This is a genomic window from Thioalkalivibrio sp. ALJ24 (assembly GCF_000377785.1).
In the GTDB taxonomy this organism is placed as follows: Bacteria; Pseudomonadota; Gammaproteobacteria; order Ectothiorhodospirales; family Ectothiorhodospiraceae; genus Thioalkalivibrio.
This window is the reverse complement of sequence record NZ_KB898735.1, coordinates 25,795-44,206: the sequence shown is the minus strand read 5'-3', so window position 1 is coordinate 44,206 and position 18,412 is coordinate 25,795. Positions and strand designations below refer to the sequence as shown.

At 68.6% G+C, this 18,412-nt stretch carries 21 protein-coding genes; 4 read left to right on the top strand and 17 right to left on the bottom strand.

Annotated elements, in window-relative coordinates; all coding sequences use genetic code 11:
- Nucleotides 1-5 precede the first annotated feature (5 nt).
- Nucleotides 6-647, top strand: coding sequence for a 2-polyprenyl-3-methyl-6-methoxy-1,4-benzoquinone monooxygenase (coq7, locus tag D571_RS0113120; RefSeq protein ID WP_018937153.1), 642 nt, complete (start codon nt 6-8; stop codon nt 645-647).
- A 35-nt stretch (nt 648-682) separates the two neighbouring features.
- Here the strand turns inward: coq7 and speD are convergent, their stop codons facing one another.
- Both speD and D571_RS0113110 read right to left on the bottom strand, forming a co-directional pair.
- Complete coding sequence (speD, locus tag D571_RS0113115) at nt 683-1,492, bottom strand: adenosylmethionine decarboxylase (RefSeq protein WP_018937152.1); 810 nt, start codon at nt 1,490-1,492, stop codon at nt 683-685.
- A gap of 85 nt (nt 1,493-1,577) precedes the next feature.
- The gene (locus D571_RS0113110) at nt 1,578-2,006 is read right to left on the bottom strand and encodes an OsmC family protein (RefSeq protein WP_018937151.1); all 429 of its coding nucleotides are present in this window, start codon (nt 2,004-2,006) and stop codon (nt 1,578-1,580) included.
- A 106-nt stretch (nt 2,007-2,112) separates the two neighbouring features.
- Between D571_RS0113110 and crp the strand changes: the two genes are divergently transcribed.
- The gene (gene crp, locus D571_RS0113105) at nt 2,113-2,754 is read left to right on the top strand and encodes a cAMP-activated global transcriptional regulator CRP (protein WP_038047243.1); all 642 of its coding nucleotides are present in this window, start codon (nt 2,113-2,115) and stop codon (nt 2,752-2,754) included.
- A 21-nt stretch (nt 2,755-2,775) separates the two neighbouring features.
- Here the strand turns inward: crp and trpC are convergent, their stop codons facing one another.
- The 12 genes from trpC to purE form a co-directional block, all read right to left on the bottom strand.
- Complete coding sequence (gene trpC, locus D571_RS0113100; protein WP_018937149.1) at nt 2,776-3,585, bottom strand: indole-3-glycerol phosphate synthase TrpC; 810 nt, start codon at nt 3,583-3,585, stop codon at nt 2,776-2,778.
- Nucleotides 3,586-3,588: 3 nt separating this feature from the next.
- Nucleotides 3,589-4,620, bottom strand: a complete 1,032-nt coding sequence (trpD, locus tag D571_RS0113095) for an anthranilate phosphoribosyltransferase (protein ID WP_018937148.1) — start codon at nt 4,618-4,620, stop codon at nt 3,589-3,591.
- A 77-nt stretch (nt 4,621-4,697) separates the two neighbouring features.
- Nucleotides 4,698-5,906, bottom strand: coding sequence for a multidrug effflux MFS transporter (locus D571_RS0113090; protein ID WP_018937147.1), 1,209 nt, complete (start codon nt 5,904-5,906; stop codon nt 4,698-4,700).
- An 85-nt stretch (nt 5,907-5,991) separates the two neighbouring features.
- Nucleotides 5,992-6,585 carry an aminodeoxychorismate/anthranilate synthase component II gene (locus D571_RS0113085; protein WP_018937146.1) on the bottom strand — a complete coding sequence of 198 codons (594 nt, stop codon included), beginning with the start codon at nt 6,583-6,585 and terminating at the stop codon, nt 5,992-5,994.
- 67 nt (nt 6,586-6,652) lie between these two features.
- The gene (gene trpE / locus D571_RS0113080; protein ID WP_018937145.1) at nt 6,653-8,140 is read right to left on the bottom strand and encodes an anthranilate synthase component I; all 1,488 of its coding nucleotides are present in this window, start codon (nt 8,138-8,140) and stop codon (nt 6,653-6,655) included.
- Between the two features lie 96 nt (nt 8,141-8,236).
- A complete protein-coding gene (locus D571_RS0113075; protein ID WP_026287856.1) occupies nt 8,237-8,920 on the bottom strand; it encodes a phosphoglycolate phosphatase in 684 nt (227 codons plus the stop codon).
- A gap of 48 nt (nt 8,921-8,968) precedes the next feature.
- On the bottom strand, nt 8,969-9,658 hold the full coding sequence (gene rpe, locus D571_RS0113070) for a ribulose-phosphate 3-epimerase (RefSeq protein WP_018937143.1): 690 nt from the start codon (nt 9,656-9,658) through the stop codon (nt 8,969-8,971).
- Between the two features lie 152 nt (nt 9,659-9,810).
- Nucleotides 9,811-10,134, bottom strand: coding sequence for a c-type cytochrome (locus D571_RS0113065; RefSeq protein WP_018937142.1), 324 nt, complete (start codon nt 10,132-10,134; stop codon nt 9,811-9,813).
- 157 nt (nt 10,135-10,291) lie between these two features.
- Nucleotides 10,292-10,957 (bottom strand): energy-coupling factor ABC transporter permease, encoded by a 666-nt coding sequence (locus D571_RS0113060; protein WP_018937141.1) that lies wholly within the window; start codon nt 10,955-10,957, stop codon nt 10,292-10,294.
- Between the two features lie 3 nt (nt 10,958-10,960).
- A complete protein-coding gene (locus D571_RS0113055; protein ID WP_018937140.1) occupies nt 10,961-11,581 on the bottom strand; it encodes a class I SAM-dependent methyltransferase in 621 nt (206 codons plus the stop codon).
- Entirely contained in the window at nt 11,578-12,750 is a 1,173-nt protein-coding gene (locus D571_RS0113050; RefSeq protein ID WP_018937139.1) for a 5-(carboxyamino)imidazole ribonucleotide synthase, read from the bottom strand. The genes D571_RS0113055 and D571_RS0113050 overlap by 4 nt, the downstream gene beginning before the upstream one ends.
- 7 nt (nt 12,751-12,757) lie before the next feature.
- Nucleotides 12,758-13,273: a 5-(carboxyamino)imidazole ribonucleotide mutase gene (purE, locus tag D571_RS0113045; RefSeq protein WP_255349497.1), complete on the bottom strand. Its 516-nt coding sequence runs from the start codon at nt 13,271-13,273 to the stop codon at nt 12,758-12,760.
- A 119-nt stretch (nt 13,274-13,392) separates the two neighbouring features.
- Here purE and D571_RS0113040 point away from each other — a divergent pair, with 119 nt between their 5' ends.
- Nucleotides 13,393-14,298: a phosphoribosylaminoimidazolesuccinocarboxamide synthase gene (locus D571_RS0113040; RefSeq protein WP_018937137.1), complete on the top strand. Its 906-nt coding sequence runs from the start codon at nt 13,393-13,395 to the stop codon at nt 14,296-14,298.
- Nucleotides 14,295-15,053, top strand: a complete 759-nt coding sequence (gene bioD, locus D571_RS0113035) for a dethiobiotin synthase (protein ID WP_018937136.1) — start codon at nt 14,295-14,297, stop codon at nt 15,051-15,053. The genes D571_RS0113040 and bioD overlap by 4 nt, the downstream gene beginning before the upstream one ends.
- Here the strand turns inward: bioD and D571_RS0113030 are convergent.
- The 3 genes from D571_RS0113030 to pyk all read right to left on the bottom strand — a co-directional run bounded on the left by D571_RS0113030 (nt 14,957) and on the right by pyk (nt 18,395).
- Entirely contained in the window at nt 14,957-15,730 is a 774-nt protein-coding gene (locus tag D571_RS0113030; RefSeq protein ID WP_018937135.1) for a lipid-binding SYLF domain-containing protein, read from the bottom strand. The genes bioD and D571_RS0113030 overlap by 97 nt on opposite strands.
- A gap of 108 nt (nt 15,731-15,838) precedes the next feature.
- Entirely contained in the window at nt 15,839-16,903 is a 1,065-nt protein-coding gene (gene fba, locus D571_RS0113025; RefSeq protein WP_018937134.1) for a class II fructose-bisphosphate aldolase, read from the bottom strand.
- 61 nt (nt 16,904-16,964) lie between these two features.
- A complete protein-coding gene (pyk, locus tag D571_RS0113020) occupies nt 16,965-18,395 on the bottom strand; it encodes a pyruvate kinase (RefSeq protein WP_018937133.1) in 1,431 nt (476 codons plus the stop codon).
- Nucleotides 18,396-18,412: the final 17 nt, after the last annotated feature.

The window sequence follows — 18,412 nt, the reverse complement described above, 5'->3', positions numbered from 1 at the left end:
CCGCCATGCGCCGATTCTCCCCGCTGGATCATCTGATCACCCAGGCCGACGCCCTCGTCAAGGTCGTCTCCGGGCATGCACGCTCCACCGGCCGCCCGTCACCCGGAGGCGACGAACCCGGTCCGATGCTGGACGACCATGACCGTCAGGAGACCGGGCGGCTGATGCGGGTCAACCATGCCGGCGAGGTGGCCGCCCAGGGGCTGTATCAGGGACAGATGCTCACCGCCCGGACCCCGACGATCCGCGCGCAGCTGGACCAGGCCGCCCGCGAGGAAGGCGACCACCTGCACTGGTGCGCCCGGCGGGTCCACGAGATGGGCATGCACACCAGCCTGCTGACGCCCTTCTGGTACGTCAGCTCGCTGGGCATGGGGGCGCTGGCCGGACTGGCCGGGGACCGTTACAGCCTGGGCTTTGTCGACGAGACCGAGCGCCAGGTGGAGCAGCATCTGGACCGCCACCTGGACCGCCTGCCGCCGTCCGACACGGTGTCGGCGCGCATCCTCGAGCAGATGAAGCAGGAAGAGGTGGAACACGGGGCGAAGGCCATGGCGATGGGTGGCCGGACCCTGCCGTGGCCGGTGCGCAACGTGCTGATGCCCCTGACCTCGAAGATCATGACGCACACCGCCTACCGGATCTGAGCCCGCTCTCCCCGGACCGAACGCCCCGCGGCGGGTCAGCTGCCGCGGGTCATGTTCTTGCCGTAGAAGATCTCCATCATCTCGTGCTTGAGCAGCTTGGCGATGCGCTTGGCTTCCTTCGCCGAGTAGTCGTCCTTGCCCAGGCCGAACAGATAGTTGTCGAGGTCGAAGTCCTTCAGCACCATCTTGGTGTGGAACAGGTACTCCTGGTACACGTTCACGTCCACCATCTGGTACTTGTCCTTGGTGTCGCGCGACAGGAAGTCCTGGATGGAGTTGATCTTGTGATCGATGAAATGCTTCTTGCCGCGCACGTCCCGGGTAAAGCCGCGCACCCGGTAGTCCATGATCACGATGTCCGACTCGAAGCTGTGGATCAGGTAGTTCAGCGCGCGCAGCGGTGAAATGCGCCCGCAGGTCGAGACATCGATATCCGCGCGGAAGGTCGCGATCCCGCCCTCCGGATGCGCCTCCGGATAGGTGTGCACGGTGATGTGGCTCTTGTCGAGATGCCCGACCACGGTCTCCGGCAGCGGCCCCGGGCCCTCGGTGTAGCCGATCTGCTCGGTGGCCACCGGCTCCTCGGAGATCAACATGGTCACCGACGCGCCCTGCGGGTCGTAGTCCTGGCGCGAGATATCGAGGATGTTGGCGCCGATCAGGTGCGCCACGTCCGTCAGGATCTGCGTCAGGCGCTGGGCGTTGTAGGCCTCGTCGATGTAGGCGATGTACTCGTCGCGATGGCGATCGCCCGACGCATAGCAGATGTCATAGATATTGAAGCTCAGGCTCTTGGTCAGGTTGTTGAAGCCGTGGAGCTTGATCTGCTTCTTGTGACGCGACATGGCGTACCCTCTTGCCCGGGCCGTAAGGAGCGGCGAATTGTAGAGACATCACGCGGCGAGTCAACGGCTTGCACCCGCCAGCGGCTCAGCGCGGAGCCGGCCCTTCCACGATCTCGAAATCATGGGTCACGCGGGCCGACGCCCCCAGCATCATCGACGCCGAACAGTATTTCTCGGCGGAGAGCTGTACCGCCCGTGCGACGTGCTTTTCCGACAGATCGTTCCCGTACACCCGGAAATGCACATGGATGTCGGTGAAGACTTTCGGCACCTCGTCGGCGCGGGTGCCGTCGATGTCCACCTGGCAGTCCAGCACATCCTGCCGCGACTTCTTCAGCATCGCCACCACGTCGAAGCTGGTGCAGCCACCCAGCCCCAGCAGCAGCATCTCCATCGGCCGCGCCCCCAGATTGCGCCCGCCCGCATCCGGCGCCCCGTCCATCACCACCGCATGCCCGCTGTCGGTCTCGCCGACAAAGGCGACGCCGTCCAGCCATTTCACCCGTACCTGCATACCCTGCCCCCTGGATATTTTTGTGAACCCGTCGAGGGACCACCCGTCCGCTTTCGGGTCTCGGTGCATTACACTCTAACGTGTTTCCCCGAATCCATCGGAAATCATGAGCAAAGTGCCCGCAGCCCCGCCAAGCGTCGCGAATTCACCGGCCATGGAACGCCTGCTGGAGCATTGCCAGCGCCGGCACCATCCGCGACGCACCGCCCTGATCCAGTCGGGCACCGTTCCGGACACCCTCTACTACATCGTCGACGGTTCGGTCTCCGTACTGGGCGAGAACAACGGCCAGGAGCTGGTCCTGGCCTACCTCAATCGGGGCGAGTTCTTCGGCGAACTGGGCCTGTTCGAGGACGACCCGCGCAGTGCCACCGTCATCACCCGCGAGGACACCGAAACCGCCGAGATCTCCTATGCCCGCTTCCGCGAGCTGGCGATGCGTGACCCCGAGATCCTGATGCTGCTGACGCGGCAGATCGCGGCCCGCCTGCGCCAGACCTCGCGCAAGGTCATGGACCTCGCTTTCGTCGACGTGACCGGGCGCATCGCCCACACCCTGCTCGACCTCGCACAGCAGCCCGACGCCATGACCCACCCGGACGGCATGCAGCTGCGCATCACCCGCCAGGAGCTGTCACGCATCGTCGGCTGCTCGCGCGAGATGGCGGGTCGCGTGCTCAAGGAGCTGGAAGAGCGCGGCCTGATCAGCGCGCACGGCAAGACCATCGTGGTCTACGGCACGCGCTGACCCGCCCGCGGTTGTCCGCGTTCAGCCCTCGCCGCGGAACAGCCGGCCGAGGGCCGCGCCCGGATCCTCCTCGCGCATGAAGGCCTCGCCCACGAGGAACGCATTCACCCCCGCATCGCGCATCCGCTGCACGTCCTCGACGCTATGGATGCCGCTCTCGGTCACCAGCAGCACGTCCTCCGGCACCCGGTCGAGCAGCTCCAGGGTCGTCTCCAGACGCGTCTCGAAACTGCGCAGATCGCGGTTGTTGATGCCGATCAGGTCCGCCCCCAGGCGCACCGCGCGCTCCAGTTCCTCGGCATCGTGCACCTCCACCAGCGGATCCATGCCCAGCTCGCGGGTCAGGAAGAGCAGCTCGCCCAGGTTGGTGTCATCCAGTACCGCCGCGATCAGCAGCACTGCATCGGCCCCCAGCACCCGCGCCTCGTAGACCTGATACAGGTCGATCACGAAATCCTTGCGCAGGATCGGCAGGTCACAGGCCACATGTGCCGCGCGCAGGTCCCCGTCGCGGCCCTTGAAGAAGCTCACGTCGGTCAGCACCGACAGGCAGGTGGCCCCGTGCTCGGCATACGAACGCGCGAACGCGTCCGGGTTGAAGTTGGGGCTGATCTGCCCCTTGCTGGGGCTGGCCTTCTTGATCTCGGCAATCACCGCGGCGCGCCCGGCATCGATGTCCGCCTGCAGCGCGGCGCGGAAACCACGCGGCTCCTCCGCCGAGGTCAGCCAGCCACGCAGCTCGCGCAGGGGCTGCACATCGGAGCGCTCGATCAGCTCCTCGCGCTTGCGTTCGAGGATCCGCTCGAGGATGTCGGGGGTATCGTCACTCATGTCTCAACTCTCCTTTTGCGCCAGCCGTGCGGACACGGCCTGCAGCTGTTCCAGTCGTTCGCGGGCGGCGCCGCTGTCGATCGCCTCGGCGGCCCGGCGCACGCCCGCCTCCAGGCTGGGCGCGCCGCCGCCCACGAAGATCGCCGCGCCGGCGTTGAGCAGGACGATGTCGCGCGCCGGCCCCGGCGTGCCCTCGAGCACGGCGCGCAGCATCGCCGCCGATGCCTCCACGTCGGCGACCCGCACGGTGTCCAGGGTGGCGGTCGTCAGCCCGACGTCTTCCGGGCGCAGCGTGAATTCGGTGATCTCGCCGTCGCGCAGCTCCGCCACCCGGGTCGGCGCGCCGATGCTGATCTCGTCCAGCCCGTCCTCCGCGTTCACCACCATCACGTGTTCGGAGCCCAACCCCTTCAGGGCCTCGGCCAGCGGGCGCAGCCAGTCGGCGGAGAACACCCCCAGCACCTGGTTGGGCGCACCGGCCGGATTGGTCAGCGGCCCCAGCACATTGAAAAGGGTCCGCACGCCCAGCTGCTTGCGCGGGCCGATCGCATGCCGCATCGCCCCGTGATGGGCGGGGGCGAACAGGAAGCCCACCCCGGCCTCCTGAATGCACGAGGCCACGGCCTCGGGTCCCAGCTCCAGGTTTACGCCCAGGGCCTCCAGCACGTCCGCCGATCCCGAACTCGAGGACACCGAGCGGTTGCCGTGCTTGGCCACGCGCACGCCCGCGGCGGCCGCCACCAGCGCCGAGGCGGTGGAGATATTGAAGGTGCCGGAGGCATCGCCCCCGGTCCCGCAGGTATCCACCAGCCCCTCGCGCGGGACGTCCACGCGCGTCGCCAGTTCGCGCATCACCCCGGCGGCGGCCCGGATCTCGTCGATGGTCTCGCCCTTCATCCGCAGGGCGACCAGCAGGCCGCCGATCTGGGCATCGGTCGCCTCGCCGCCCATCACCGCGCGCATCACGGCGGTCATTTCATCGGCGTCCAGGTCCTGGCGTTCCACCAGTTTCGCAATGGCTTGGGGCAGGGTCACGTTCGTTCTCCGGCTGCTGGGCGATCGGGGATTCATCAACGGGGCACAGTGTAGGGAAACGCGCGGCTTTACGCAGGTCAGCCGCCCGCGGAGGCGCGCGGCACGTCACGCGGCCCGCCACCCAGCCACCAGATCAGCGCGCCCGCCGACCATACGACCAGCGCGCCGGCCACCAGCCAGCGCGGATCGTCATCCAGATGATCGACCAGAAACAGCGTCAGCAGCGCGCTGATGCCCAGCTGCACGAACGCCTGCATGGCCGAGGCCATGCCGCGGGCCCCGGGATAGCAGTCCAGCGCCAGCAGGGTCAGCGACGGCATGGCGGTGGCCAGGGCAAAGCTGTAGAGCGCGAACGGCCCGGTGATCGCCGCTACCGGCCCGTCCAGCCAGGCCGCGACGCCGATCAGCACCAGCGCGGTGCCGCTGAGGGCCAGACCGATGCTCACGGCCATCTGCGGGGTTACCCGCGCCGCCGTGCGCCCGGCCACGAACGCCCCCAGCAGCAGCCCGGCCACCAGCGGCAGGAACAGCCACCAGAAGTCGCGCTCGTCCCCGCCCAGATGCTCGTAGATCAGGGTCGGCGAGGCCGCGATGAAGATGAACATCGCCCCGAACATCGCCGCGTGCACCCCCACCGGCCGCAGGAAGCGTGGATTGCGCAGGGTGCGCAGATAGCTCCGCACGACCGCCGGCGGCCGGCTGCGCACCCGCCCGACCGGCGGCAGGGTCTCCGGCAGGAACGCCCGCGCCGCAAGCAGCAGCACACCGCCGTACAGCGCGAGAAAGGCGAACACCGAGCGCCAGCCGAAGCCGGCCTGCAGCCAGCCCCCGATGATCGGCGCGGCGGCCGGGCCGATGGAGAACACCATGGTCACCAGGGCGAAGACCCGCCGCGCATCGGTCGGGTCGAAACGGTCGCGGACCAGCGCCCGCCCGACCACCACCCCGGTGGCCGCCGCCAGCCCCTGGAGGATGCGCAGGGTCACGACCTGCCAGTAGGCGGTGGCCAGCATCAGCAGGGCGGAGATCAGCAGATAGGCGAACAGCGCCCACAGCACCACCGGGCGGCGCCCGAAGGCGTCCGACAGCGGTCCGGTGACCAGCGTGGACAGGGCAAACGCCACCAGGTAGGCGGACAGCGTGGCCTGCATCGCCGCCGAGTCCACCGCGAGGGCCTCGGCCATCGCCGGAAACGACGGCAGATAGGTATCCAGCGAGAACGGCGCAAGCATCACCAGCGGCGCCACCAGCAGCGCGTAGCGCAGCCGGGTGCGGCGGTCGCTCAATGACGGCACGGCAGTCGTCGCGCCGGGTGGTCACGCAAAGGCGTCTTGAGCGCGAACGCGCACATGGGCTCGCGTTTCCCCGGCGTCACGCCGCCTGCGGCAGGCGGCGCAGGAAGTTGTCCAGCAGCTCGTGGCCCTGACGGGTAAGGATGGATTCCGGGTGGAACTGCACGCCTTCCACGTCCAGTTCGCGGTGACGCAGCCCCATGATCTCGTCACGCGTGCCGTCGGCGTGCTCCGTCCACGCGGTGACCTCGAGGCAGTCGGGCACCGAGCCGGCATCCACTACCAGCGAGTGATATCGGGTGGCCTCCAGCGGGTTCTCCAGCCCCGCGAACACGCCCTGGCCGGTGTGATGCACCGGCGAGGTCTTGCCGTGCATGATCTCGCGCGCACGCACCACGGCACCGCCAAAGGCCTGGCCGATCGCCTGATGCCCGAGACAAACGCCGAGGATCGGGATCTCGCCGGCGAAACGTTCGATCACCGCCAGCGACACCCCGGCCTCGTTGGGCGTACAGGGTCCCGGCGAGACCACGATCCCCGCGGGCGCGAGCGCGGCGATGTCCTCCGGGGTGATGCGGTCGTTGCGATGCACGACCACCTCCGCCCCCAGCTCGCCCAGATACTGCACGAGGTTGTAGGTGAAGGAATCGTAATTGTCGAGCATCAGGATCATGTCGGGCTCCCGGATGGCCTGGACGGCCGGATTCAAGTGGTTCGACGCGTTCGGCGCGGCGGCCGGATCAGCCGCGGTGGCGGCGCGGCCCCAGCCCGCCGAGCGCGGTCTCCGCCGCGCGCACCACCGCGCGTCCCTTGTTCAGGGTCTCCTGCCACTCGTTCTCCGGCACCGAGTCGTGGACCACCCCGGCCCCGGCCTGGATGTGCAGCTCGCCTTCGTGCAGCACCGCCGTGCGGATGGCGATCGCGGTGTCCATGTTGCCGGACCACGAAAGATAACCCACCGCCCCGGAGTACGGACCGCGCTTGACCGGCTCCAGCTCGTCGATGATCTCCAGCGCCCGGATCTTGGGCGCGCCGCTGACCGTGCCGGCCGGGAAGGTCGCGCGCAGCACGTCCATCGCCGACAGCCCCGGCGCCAGCTCGCCTTCCACGTTGGACACGATATGCATCACGTGCGAATAGCGCTCGACCACCATGGTGTCGGTGACCCGCACCGAGCCAGTGCGGCTGACCCGGCCGGCGTCATTGCGCCCCAGGTCGATCAGCATCAGATGCTCGGCACGCTCCTTGGGATCGGCCAGCAGTTCGGCCTCCAGCGCGCGGTCCTCTTCGGGATCGCGCCCGCGCGGCCGGGTCCCGGCGATCGGGCGCACGGTCACCTGCTCGTCCTCCAGGCGCACCAGGATCTCCGGCGACGCCCCGACCACGTGGTGATCGCCCAGGTCCAGGTAATACATGTAGGGCGACGGATTCAGCTCGCGCAGGGCGCGGTACAGATCCAGCGGCGGCGCGGAGAACGGCACGCTCATGCGCTGCGCCAGCACCACCTGCATCACGTCGCCGTCGAGGATGTACTGCTGCGCCTTCTCCACCGCGGCCTGAAAGCCCTCGGCCGACCAACCGGGGACATACTCCGGCACCGCGTGCGGATGCGGGGGATCGTCCGGCGGCACCAGGGGGTCCGCCAGCCGGTTTTCCAGCTCGTCCAGGCGACGCGACGCCTCGGCCTGCCCGTCGGCGCGCTCGGCATCGGCATGCACCACCAGGTACGCGCGGCTGGACAGGTTGTCGTAGACCACGACCTCCTCGGACACCAGCAGCAGGATGTCCGGCAGGCCCAGTTCGTCGGGCTTGTCCGGGCCGTCCAGCCGCGGCTCGATCAGACGCACGGTCTCGAACCCGAAGTAGCCGACCAGTCCGCCGGTGAAGCGCGGCAGGCCCGGCAGATCGGCCACCCGGAAGCGCGCCTGATAGGCCTCGATCCAGGCCAGCGGGTCGGCCACGGTCTCGCGTTCGACCACCTCGCCGTCGGTCTCCACCGTGATCTCGTGGCCGTGCACCCGCACCAGGGTGCGCGCCGGCAGCCCCACGAACGAATAGCGCCCCCAGCGCTCGCCGCCCTGCACCGATTCGAACAGATACGAATACGGCCGGTTGGCCAGCTTGAGGAAGATCGACAGCGGGGTTTCGAGGTCGGCGAGCACCTCGCGCACCACCGGGATGCGGTTATGCCCCTCGCGGGCGAGTTCGTCGAACTGTTCGGGGGTCATGGCGGACATTTCCTGGCAACGGGTCGGGAAGGACGGCGGTTCAGAGGCCGTCGCGCCATCGTCCGCTTGCGGCGGGTCCGGCGTCCATGACCGACCTCATGCGGCCCGGGCCGGAAGCCGTCCGGGCAGTTCGTCCAGCCGATCCAGCACCGCATCGGGGTTCTGGTCGCGGATGTCGTCCCCGTGGTTGTACCCGTAGGTCATGCAGACGATCTGGAATCCCGCCGCGCGCGCCGCCTTCACGTCGCTCTTCGAATCCCCGACCATCAGGGAATCCTCCGGCTTGACGCCCAGCTCGCGTGCCGCATGCCACAGGGGCTCGGGGTCCGGTTTTTTCTTCTCCAGGTCGTCGCCGGCGACCACGATCTCGAAGTCATCGAGGATGCCCTTCTCCGCCAGCAACGGGCGGGTAAAGCAGCCCGCCTTGTTGGTCACGCAGCCCAGGCGGTAACCCTCGGCTTTCAACCGGTCCAGGCCCTCGCGCACGCCGGGATACAGCGGGCTGCGCCCGGCGGTGTTCTCCTGGTAGATCCGCATGAACACCGGCAGGGCCCGCTGGTACAGCTCCGGGTCGGGCTCGCCGTCGAGATCGTTGACCAGCGCACGCTGCACCAGCCGTTCGACGCCGTTGCCCACCCAGTTGCGCACCGCGGCCTCGCCACGCTCGGGCAGGCCGAGCTCGCGCATCATCGCATCCACGCTCCAGGCCAGATCGGGCACGCTGTCGATCAGCGTGCCGTCCAGGTCGATCAGGATCATGGCGGGACGTTTCAGACTCACGGGCACCTCGCGGCGACGGGCGGAACGGACGAGCGGGACGCGGACGCCTCAGGCGCCGGCCAGCTCGTCGCGCATCTTCTTGAGGATGCTGTCGTAGCGGTTGGGATCGGAATCCTCACCCGCGCCGAAGATCGCCGAGCCGGCCACGAAGGTGTCTGCACCGGCCGCCTTGATCTCGCGGATGTTGTCGGCCTTCACGCCGCCGTCGATCTCCAGGCGGATGTCGCGACCGGAGGCATCGATGCGCTGGCGCGCTTCGCGCAGCTTGTCCAGCGTGGCCGGGATGAACTTCTGCCCGCCGAAACCGGGGTTCACCGACATCAGCAGGATCATGTCGACCTTGTCCATCACGTAATCCAGATGCGACAGCGGGGTTGCCGGGTTGAACACCAGCCCGGCCTTGCAGCCCTCGCTCTTGATCAGCTGCAGGGTGCGGTCGATGTGGTCGGAGGCTTCCGGATGGAAGGTGATGTAGCTGGCACCGGCCTGGGCGAAATCCGGGATGATGCGGTCCACCGGCTTGACCATCAGGTGCACGTCGATCGGGGCCTGAATGCCGTGCTTGCGCAGAGCCTCGCAGACCAGCGGGCCGATGGTCAGGTTGGGGACATAGTGGTTGTCCATCACGTCGAAGTGGACGATGTCGGCGCCCGAATTGAGGACGTTCTCGACTTCCTCGCCCAGCCGGGCGAAGTCGGCGGACAGGATGGACGGAGCAATCAGGTCGGGTTGTGCCATGCGGTGCCTCGCGAAGGTTAAATCGGGAAGGAGACCGGCGCGTGCCGGTTCTTCTGAACCGCAAAACTCTACCCGAAGGCGCGCCCCCGGGCAAAAACCCGGGGGCGCGCTGGCGGACCGGCGGGATGCCGACCCGTGAGGCCCGAGCCGTCTTATTCGGCGAACTCGGTCTCGATGAAGGCCGCCACGTTGGCGATGTCCTCGTCACTCAGCGACTGGGCATGCGGACGCATCAGTGCGGTGTTGTCACCCACCGTTTCCCCGGCGCGGTAACGCTCCAGCTTGTCGGTCACATAGGCCGCATCCTGGCCTTGCAGCGGCGGGAAGATCGCCTGCCCGCGCCCGTCGGCCTGGTGGCAGCTGGCACAGACGTTCTGGTACATCGACTGCCCGGCCTGGATGTCGGCGGCCTGCGCCGGCAGGGTGAAGGCGAGGGCCAGACCGGCCGCGGTCATCAGAGCGAATACGTTCTTCATTGTTGTTGTCTCCTGCTGGGTCCTTCGGATTTTGTGCACAGGGTCTCGGCCTCTGCGTGGAAGGAACATTAGCAGGCGCTTCCTGAACGGTTCATTAAAGCGCAACGAAACTTGCGCCCCGCCATGGCGCGGCTGCAACCGACGTGGCGGGGCCGAATCAACGGCCGTGGAGGTAGCGTTCGTCCGACCAGGTCGCCAGCCAGCCCGGGCGGAGCACGACCATGGCGGTGATCACGATCCCGTTGACCACCGATTCGGGCAGGATCAGCAGGGGCAGATACCGCACGTAATCGCGGTAGACCTCGCTCCAGGCAAGCTCGGTGAACAGCGCGTGGATTACCCCGGTGCCCAGCACGGTGACGGCCGCCGACAGCGCGCCGCCGAGAAAGGCCACCCCGTAGAGATAGATGAACATGTGCGGCGGGAAGCGGGTCTCGGTCAGACGCAGCAGCCCCCAGGTGACCGCTACCGGCAGCGCCCCGGCGAGCAGCACCGTCAGCGGGACCATCGCCATCGGCAGCACGCCGAACAGCCCGAGCATCCCGGTCACCAGGAAGGCCAGCAGGATCGCCAGCTGCCAGCCGAAGATCAGGGTGACCGCGGCCATCCCCATCAGATGCAGGGCCAGGCCGTCCACCACCTGGGCACGCAGGCTCCAGATCAGGAGCAGGGTCAGGAAGGCCGCGACGAACAGCTCCGCCCGACCGGGGACGAACAGCGCCTCCCAGGGCATGCGCCGCAACAGAACCACCAGGCCGCCACCGGTCAGCAGGCCCACGATCACCAGGAGCGCGACGGGCAGATCGGCCGCACCCTCGGCCACGACTCAGACCTCTTCGCGGCGCGCCAGGGCCACGGTGTAATCGCGCCCCTGCTTGAGCTTGTCGTAGTTGCCGAACACCTCACGAAACCCCTTTTCGATGAACCGCCGCAACCCGGTAATGGTTACGACATACAGGCGGCCGCCGGGGTTCATCTGTTCATGGGCATCCAGCAGCCAGGTGTAGAGCAGTTCGCGCCCCACCTTGGCCGGGAGGTTGGAGGCGACGACATCGAAGCGCCGGTCGCGGATATGCGAGAAGCCATTGCTCAGCAGGCATTCGGCATTGGTGAGGCCGTTACGCTCGGCGTTGGCCCGCGCGTATTCCACCGCCATGAAGTTGGTGTCCACGAGGGTGCAGGGCCCGGGTTCGGCCTTGCGCGCCATCACCAGGCCGATCGGACCGTAGCCGCAGCCCAGGTCCAGACAGGCATCGCCGGGCCGGATCTCGGCGTGGCGCAGCAGCAGCCGGGTGCCGTCATCGATGCGCCGCGGCGAGAACAGGCCCCAGGTCGTACGCAGGCGCAGCGGCACGCCCTCGAGGGTCTCCTCGATCTCCAGATCCTGCTTCAGCTCGGCCTGGCGCGCGCGCCGCGCGGCCGTGTCGGGGAAATGATTCTGGCTCATTGCGACGGCTCTCCGGCGAGGTTTTGCCACAGGGTTTCGGCGATCTCGCTCACCGCGTCGGCATCGGCCTCGCCCGGCAGCCCGACCACGTTCACATGCCCCATCTTGCGCCCCGGCCGCGCCGCGGCCTTGCCGTAGAGATGCACCCGCGCCCGTCGTTCGCCCAGCAGCCCGGTCCAGTCGGGCGCGCCCGCGGACGGCCACAGCTCGCCCAGCAGGTTGACCATCGCCACCGGCGCGGTGACCCGGGCGGGCGCCAGCGCCAGTCCGCAGACCGCGCGCAGCTGCTGCTCGAACTGCGACACGCTGCAGGCGTCCAGGGTGTAGTGCCCGGAATTGTGCGGCCGCGGGGCGATCTCGTTGACCAAGAGCTCCCCGCCGGTGGTCACGAAGAATTCCACCGCCAGCACCCCGCAGTAATCCAGCTGCTCGGCGATGCGCAGGGCCACCTCGCGTGCCTGCGCATCCAGCACGGGGCTCAGGCGGGCCGGCACCCGGGTCCGGTGCAGGACGCCGGCACGATGGAGATTCTCGGCGACCGGGAAGACCTCGCTGTGGCCGTCCGGCGAGCGTGCGACCAGCACCGAGACCTCGCGCGCCAGATCCACCCGCTCCTCCAGCACGCAGTCCACCCGCCCCAGATCGGCGTGCGCGGCGGCCAGGTCTTCGGCCGCAGCCAGCCGGACCTGGCCCTTGCCGTCGTAGCCCAGACGGGCGGTCTTGAGCACGGCGGGGAAACCGGGACCGAGGTCGGGGTGGGGGCCGGATGCGGGCTCGGCCGGCGGCTGCCCCGCAGGGATCGCGCACCACGGCGCAACGGCGACCCCGGCCTCGCCGAGGAAGTGCTTCTCCGCCAGACGGTCCTGCGCGATCGTCAGAGCACGCACGCCGGGGCGCAGGCAGCCGCGACTCGCCACACGCTCCAGTGATGCGGCAGGGATGTTCTCGAACTCGGCAGTCACCACCGCGCAGGCATCGGCCAGCTCGTCCAGCGCCGCGTCATCGTCGAAGTCCGCCACCAGGTGCCGGTCGGCGAGCGCCCCGCCCGGGCTGGCCGGATCGGGGTCGAGCACGATCACCGCATAGCCGGCCTGACGCGCAGCCAGCACGAAATAGCGACCGAGCTGGCCGCCGCCCAGCAGACCGAGCGTGGCGGGCGGGGTAATCATGGAAGGCTCACGCCGGATCGGGCGGCAGAGTCTGACCGAGCACCGCATCGCGCTGCTCGGCGCGGAAGGCGTCCAGCCGCGCGGCCAGTGCCGGGTCGCCGGTAGCGAGCATCGCCGCCGCGAACAGTGCCGCATTGGCGGCACCCGCCTCGCCGATCGCGAAGGTCGCCACCGGGATGCCGCGCGGCATCTGCACGATGGACAGCAGCGAGTCCTCGCCCCGCAGATGGCGCGAGGCCACCGGCACGCCCAGCACCGGCACCGGCGTCTTGGCGGCCAGCATACCCGGGAGATGCGCCGCGCCACCGGCACCGGCGATGATCGCGGACAGGCCGCGCTCACGCGCCTGTTCGGCGTACTCGAACAGCAGGTCCGGCGTGCGGTGGGCGGAGACCACCCGGGTCTCGTGCGGGATCTCCAGGCGCGCGAGCAGTTCGGCGGCGCGCTCCATGGTTCCCCAGTCCGAGGTGCTGCCCATGACCACGCCCACGCGCGGCGGTGTTGCGGTTCCGGTGATATTCATCCGCGCAACCATAGCCGGAGCGCCCCGCGGCGACAAGCCGGCCGGCGGCCCGGCCGGGGCCCGGCCGGCAGCATTCGGCCACGCGTTCCCTGTACCGCCACAGCCGCTACAATACGCGGATGAACGATACCCTCCTCGAAAGCGACGTCCCGGGACTGGAATGCGTGCACCGCGGCAAGGTGCGCGACCTCTACCGGGTGGATGACGATCACTGGCTGATGGTGACCACCGACCGCCTGTCGGCGTTCGACGTGATCCTGCCCACCCCGGTACCGGACAAGGGCCGCGTTCTCACCGCCATCACCCTGTACTGGATGCGTCGGATCGAGCGCGAACTCGGCATCCCCAACCAGCTGACCGACATCCCGCTGGCCGACGTGGTGCCGGACGCGCCGGCGCGGGCCCCGCTGGAGGGGCGCAGCCTGGTGGTGCGCCGGCTCGACGCACTGCCGGTGGAGGCCGTGGTAAGGGGCTACCTGATCGGCTCGGGCTGGAAGGATTACCAGGCCAGCGGCACGGTCTGCGGAATCCCGCTACCCGACGGCCTGGAGCTGGCCGGAGCGCTGCCCGAGCCGCTGTTCACCCCCAGTACCAAGGCGGCCGTCGGGGATCACGACGAGAACGTCGACTTCGATCATGTCGCGGCGGCCATCGGCGAGGCCCGCGCGCGCGAGGTGCGCGACGCCAGCATCGCCATCTACTCGCTGGCACGCGAACACGCGGCGACGCGCGGGATCATCATCGCCGACACCAAGTTCGAATTCGGCCTGGACGGCGAGGGACGGCTGCATCTGATCGACGAGGTCCTGACCCCGGATTCCTCGCGTTTCTGGCCGGCCGACGAATATGCCCCGGGAAGCAGCCCGGCGTCGTTCGACAAACAGTACGTGCGCGACTATCTGGAGACCCTGGACTGGGACAAGACGCCCCCCGGGCCGGACCTGCCCGCCGAGGTCGTGGAGCAGACTGCGGCGCGCTATCGCGAGGCCCTCGAGCGTCTCACCGGGGCCGCCAGCGGCGCATGAACGCGGGAAAGATACCGGCATCCGGTCTGTTCGTCACCGGTACCGACACCGGGGTCGGCAAGACCTTTGTCGGCTGCGCGCTGCTGCGGGCCTGGCGCGGCCAGGGCGTTGAGCCGATGCCCTGCAAGCCGGTGGAGTCGGGCTGCGAGGCGGGCCCGCAGGGCCTGCGCGCGGCCGACGGCGAGACCCTGACCGCCGCCGCGGGACTGCCGGTGGATGCAACGGCCCGCGTCACCCCGTGGCGCTTTGCCGATGCCCTGGCACCGGACCAGGCGGCCCGCAACGCCGGTCAGCCCCTGTACCTGGCGCAACTGCTCGAAGCCTGCGAGGCGCAACGGGGCCACGCCCGCGGCCCACTGCTGGTGGAGGGGGCCGGGGGGTTCTATTCGCCGCTGGCGGAAGATGCCCTGAATGCGGATCTGGCCGAGGCACTGGGCCTGCCGGTGCTGCTGGTGGCCGAAGACCGGCTGGGCACACTCAATGCCTGCCTGCTGACCGTGGAGGCCCTGCTGCATCGGGGCCTGACGCTGGCCGGGCTGGTACTCAACCGGCGCCGGGCCAACACCGACCCGCGCCTGGACAACGCCTCGGCCCTGAGGGCTCGGCTGGACACCCCGGTGGTCGAGCTTCCCGAGGGCGTCGACCCCGAAGCGGCCGGTCAGAGGGTCTCCACCTCCATCGGGTCGGGCATCACCCCGCCACCCTCTTCCGGTGCATCCCCGGCATCCGGACGCTCGTCCTCGTCGGCGTCCTGACGCAGTTCCAGCAACGCCTCGCGCAGTGCGCGGGTCCCGGGATTATCCACGCGACGTTGTTCAAGGATGTGCACCGGGCGCAGCTCCTCGCGGTAGTAGGCCTCGTTGAAATCGTCGCGCACGGTCAGGCGCGAGCCATCGAAGCTCATGCCGAGATAGGCCCCGCGGGTGCGGGCGTAGGAGACGAAATCGACATTGGCCGACGCGCCGCGCCCCGCCCCTACCGGACCGGCGGCCACCTCCGCGTCCCCGCCCAGACGCATGGACGAGGCGAACAGCGAATCGCGAGCGTCGGGCCGGCGCGCGACCATCACCACCTCGGCGGCATCCCCGCCGACCTGCACGCCGAAGCTGACCGAGCCCAGGGAGTAGAAGCCCACGGGACTGTAATCGCCTTCGTCCTCGTCCCAGACCAGCCCCACCCCCAGACCGCCGGAGCCGCCGATAAAGAAACCACCGCGCACGACACGCGGAAAGATCACCACCGCATGTGCACGCTGCAGATCGTTGCGCAGCGCCGGGTAGTCCGGATGGGCGGCCATGCGGGTGAGCGTGTCCTTGGCCCGGTCGACGATGTCCTGCGGGTCCACGTCGCGGGTGAACGGATTCGCGCTGGCCGGGGCCATCAGGGAGAGGACCAGGGCAAGGGCGAGGAGAATGACGACAAACGGGCGCATGGGGGCCTCCGTGGAGCTGCCTGGTTCGGGACATAAGCCCCCACATGATGGCACAAAAAAAGGGGGCCGCAGCCCCCTTTTCCGTGCATCCCTGCGCGCTTTACAAGATCAGTTGACCTTGGGGTCCAGCTCGCCGCTGTTGTAGCGAGCGACCATGTCGTCCAGCGACATCGGCTTGATCTTGGACGCCATGCCGGCGCAGCCGAAGGCTTCGTAACGCTGCTTGCACACGTCCTTCATGCCGGCGGTCGAGGCCTTCAGGAACTTGCGCGGGTCGAATTCCTTCGGGTTCTCGGCCAGGAACTTGCGCACCGCGCCGGTGGAGGCCATGCGCAGGTCGGTATCGATGTTGACCTTGCGCACGCCGTGCTTGATGCCTTCCTGGATCTCCTTGACCGGCACGCCGTAGGTCTCGCCCATGTCACCGCCGTACTGGTTGATGATCTTCAGCCATTCTTCCGGGACCGAGGAGGAACCGTGCATCACCAGGTGGGTGTCGGGGATGCGCGCATGAATCTCCTTGACCCGCTCGATGGCCAGGATGTCACCGGTCGGCGGACGGGTGAACTTGTAGGCGCCGTGCGAGGTGCCGATGGCGATGGCCAGGGCGTCGCACTTGGTCTTCTTGACGAAGTCGGCGGCCTCGTCCGGGTCGGTCAGCAGCTGGTCGTGGGACAGCGTGCCTTCCGCACCGGAGCCGTCTTCCTCACCGGCCTGACCGGTTTCCAGGGAGCCCAGGCAACCCAGCTCGCCTTCCACCGACACACCGCACGAGTGAGCCATCTCGGAGACCTTGGCGGTCACGTCGACGTTGTAGTCGTAGGTCGCCGGGGTCTTCATGTCGGGCATCAGGGAGCCGTCCATCATCACCGAGGTGAAGCCCGACTGGATGGAACGCAGGCACACCGCCGGCTCGGCGCCGTGGTCCTGGTGCAGCGCGATCGGGATGTCCGGATACTGCTCGACCGCCGCTTCGATCATGCGGCGCAGGAAGGGCTCACCGGCGTACTTGCGCGCACCGGCGGACGCCTGAATGATCACGGGGGAGTCCACTTCCTTCGCGGCCTCCATGATCGAATGGATCTGTTCCATGTTGTTGGCGTTGTAGGCCGGCATGCCGTAGCCGTGCTCGGCGGCATGGTCCAGCAGCTGGCGAAGGGAGATCAGTGCCATGGGTCCTCCTTACGGGATTCGCACTTCAGGTTGGGAACTCCACGCCCGGGTGGCGGCCGTCTCAGACGACCTCGCCGACCCGGACGATCTTCATTGCGTTGGTACCGCCATGGGTGCCATGCAGGTCGCCCTTGGTGATGATAACCAGCTGGCCATCCTGCACGACCCCCTCGGCCTGGAGCAAGTTGACCGCTTCGCGGTTGAGGCTCTCGTGGCTCTCCGGCAGCGCGGCCACCCGCACCGGGTAGACACCGCGGTACAGGGTCATGCGCCGGCTGGTGTCCATGCGGCGGGTCAGCGCGTAGATCGGGATGCCCGAGCTGATCCGGGACATCCACAGGGCGGTCGCCCCGGATTCGGTCATCGCGGCGATGGCCTGGACGTCCAGATGGTTGGCGGTGTACATGGTCGCCATCGCGATTGCCTCGTCCACCCGGCCGAAGGTCGAGTCCATGCGGTGGTCGGACTGACGCGCCGCGCGCTGACGTTCGGCGGCCTCGCAGATGCGGTCCATGCTGGAGACGACCCGGCCGGGGAAACGACCGGTGGCGGTCTCGCCCGACAGCATCACGGCATCGGTGCCGTCCAGCACCGCGTTGGCGACGTCGAAGACCTCCGCCCGCGTGGGGATCGGGTTCTGGATCATCGTCTCCATCATCTGGGTCGCGGTGATGACCAGGCGGTTGAGGGCCCGGGCCCGCGAGATCAGGGTCTTCTGCACGCCCGGCAGCTCGGCATCGCCGATCTCCACGCCCAGGTCCCCGCGCGCGATCATGATCACCTCGGTCGCCGAGATGATCTCGTCGATCACGTCCAGCGCTTCGGAGCGCTCGATCTTGGCGCAGATCCCGGCCTCCCAGCCGGCCTCCTGCAGCAGGCTGCGCGCGAGATGGATGTCCTGCGCCGAGCGGGGGAACGACACCGCGAGGTAGTCCACCTCCAGCTCGGCGGCCAGACGGATATCCTCGCGGTCCTTGTCGGTGATCGCCGGGGCCGAAAGCCCGCCGCCCTGACGATTGATGCCCTTGTTATTGGACAGCTCGCCACCCACCACCACTTCGGTCTCGACCCGGCTGGCCGCGACCGCGGTGACCTTGAGCACGATCCGCCCGTCATCCAGGAGCAGGATGTCGTCCGGGCGCACGTCCTTCGGCAGGTCGGTATAGGTCAGGCCGACCTGAGTCTCGTCGCCGGCATCGCGATCCAGCTCGGCGTCCAGCGCGAAGGGTGCCCCCTCTTCCAGGTACACCTTCCCGGCGGCGAACCGCTCGATCCGGATCTTTGGGCCCTGCAGGTCCCCGAGGACGCCGACCACGCGGTTTGCGCGTTCGGCGGCCGCCCGCAGACGGCGGACGCGGTCGCGATGGTCATCCGGGTCCCCGTGCGAGAAGTTGACGCGCACAACATCGACGCCGGCCTGGATGATGGCATCCAGGGCCTCGTCGGTGTCGGTCGCCGGGCCCAGGGTGGCTACGATCTTGGTACGTCTCACGCGGGGTTCTCCGGTGG

Coding starts and splice junctions, on each gene's coding strand:
- D571_RS0113110 (WP_018937151.1), bottom strand. CDS start 2,006: ATGCAGGTACGGGTGAAATGGCTGGACGGCGTCGCCTTTGTCGGCGAG.
- D571_RS0113050 (WP_018937139.1), bottom strand. CDS start 12,750: ATGATTACCCCGCCCGCCACGCTCGGTCTGCTGGGCGGCGGCCAGCTC.
- bioD (WP_018937136.1), top strand. CDS start 14,295: ATGAACGCGGGAAAGATACCGGCATCCGGTCTGTTCGTCACCGGTACC.
- purE (WP_255349497.1), bottom strand. CDS start 13,273: ATGAATATCACCGGAACCGCAACACCGCCGCGCGTGGGCGTGGTCATG.
- trpE (WP_018937145.1), bottom strand. CDS start 8,140: ATGACCCCCGAACAGTTCGACGAACTCGCCCGCGAGGGGCATAACCGC.
- D571_RS0113055 (WP_018937140.1), bottom strand. CDS start 11,581: ATGAGCCAGAATCATTTCCCCGACACGGCCGCGCGGCGCGCGCGCCAG.
- D571_RS0113085 (WP_018937146.1), bottom strand. CDS start 6,585: ATGATCCTGATGCTCGACAATTACGATTCCTTCACCTACAACCTCGTG.
- rpe (WP_018937143.1), bottom strand. CDS start 9,658: ATGGCACAACCCGACCTGATTGCTCCGTCCATCCTGTCCGCCGACTTC.
- D571_RS0113065 (WP_018937142.1), bottom strand. CDS start 10,134: ATGAAGAACGTATTCGCTCTGATGACCGCGGCCGGTCTGGCCCTCGCC.
- speD (WP_018937152.1), bottom strand. CDS start 1,492: ATGTCGCGTCACAAGAAGCAGATCAAGCTCCACGGCTTCAACAACCTG.
- trpC (WP_018937149.1), bottom strand. CDS start 3,585: ATGAGTGACGATACCCCCGACATCCTCGAGCGGATCCTCGAACGCAAG.
- coq7 (WP_018937153.1), top strand. CDS start 6: ATGCGCCGATTCTCCCCGCTGGATCATCTGATCACCCAGGCCGACGCC.
- D571_RS0113030 (WP_018937135.1), bottom strand. CDS start 15,730: ATGCGCCCGTTTGTCGTCATTCTCCTCGCCCTTGCCCTGGTCCTCTCC.
- crp (WP_038047243.1), top strand. CDS start 2,113: ATGAGCAAAGTGCCCGCAGCCCCGCCAAGCGTCGCGAATTCACCGGCC.
- fba (WP_018937134.1), bottom strand. CDS start 16,903: ATGGCACTGATCTCCCTTCGCCAGCTGCTGGACCATGCCGCCGAGCAC.
- D571_RS0113040 (WP_018937137.1), top strand. CDS start 13,393: ATGAACGATACCCTCCTCGAAAGCGACGTCCCGGGACTGGAATGCGTG.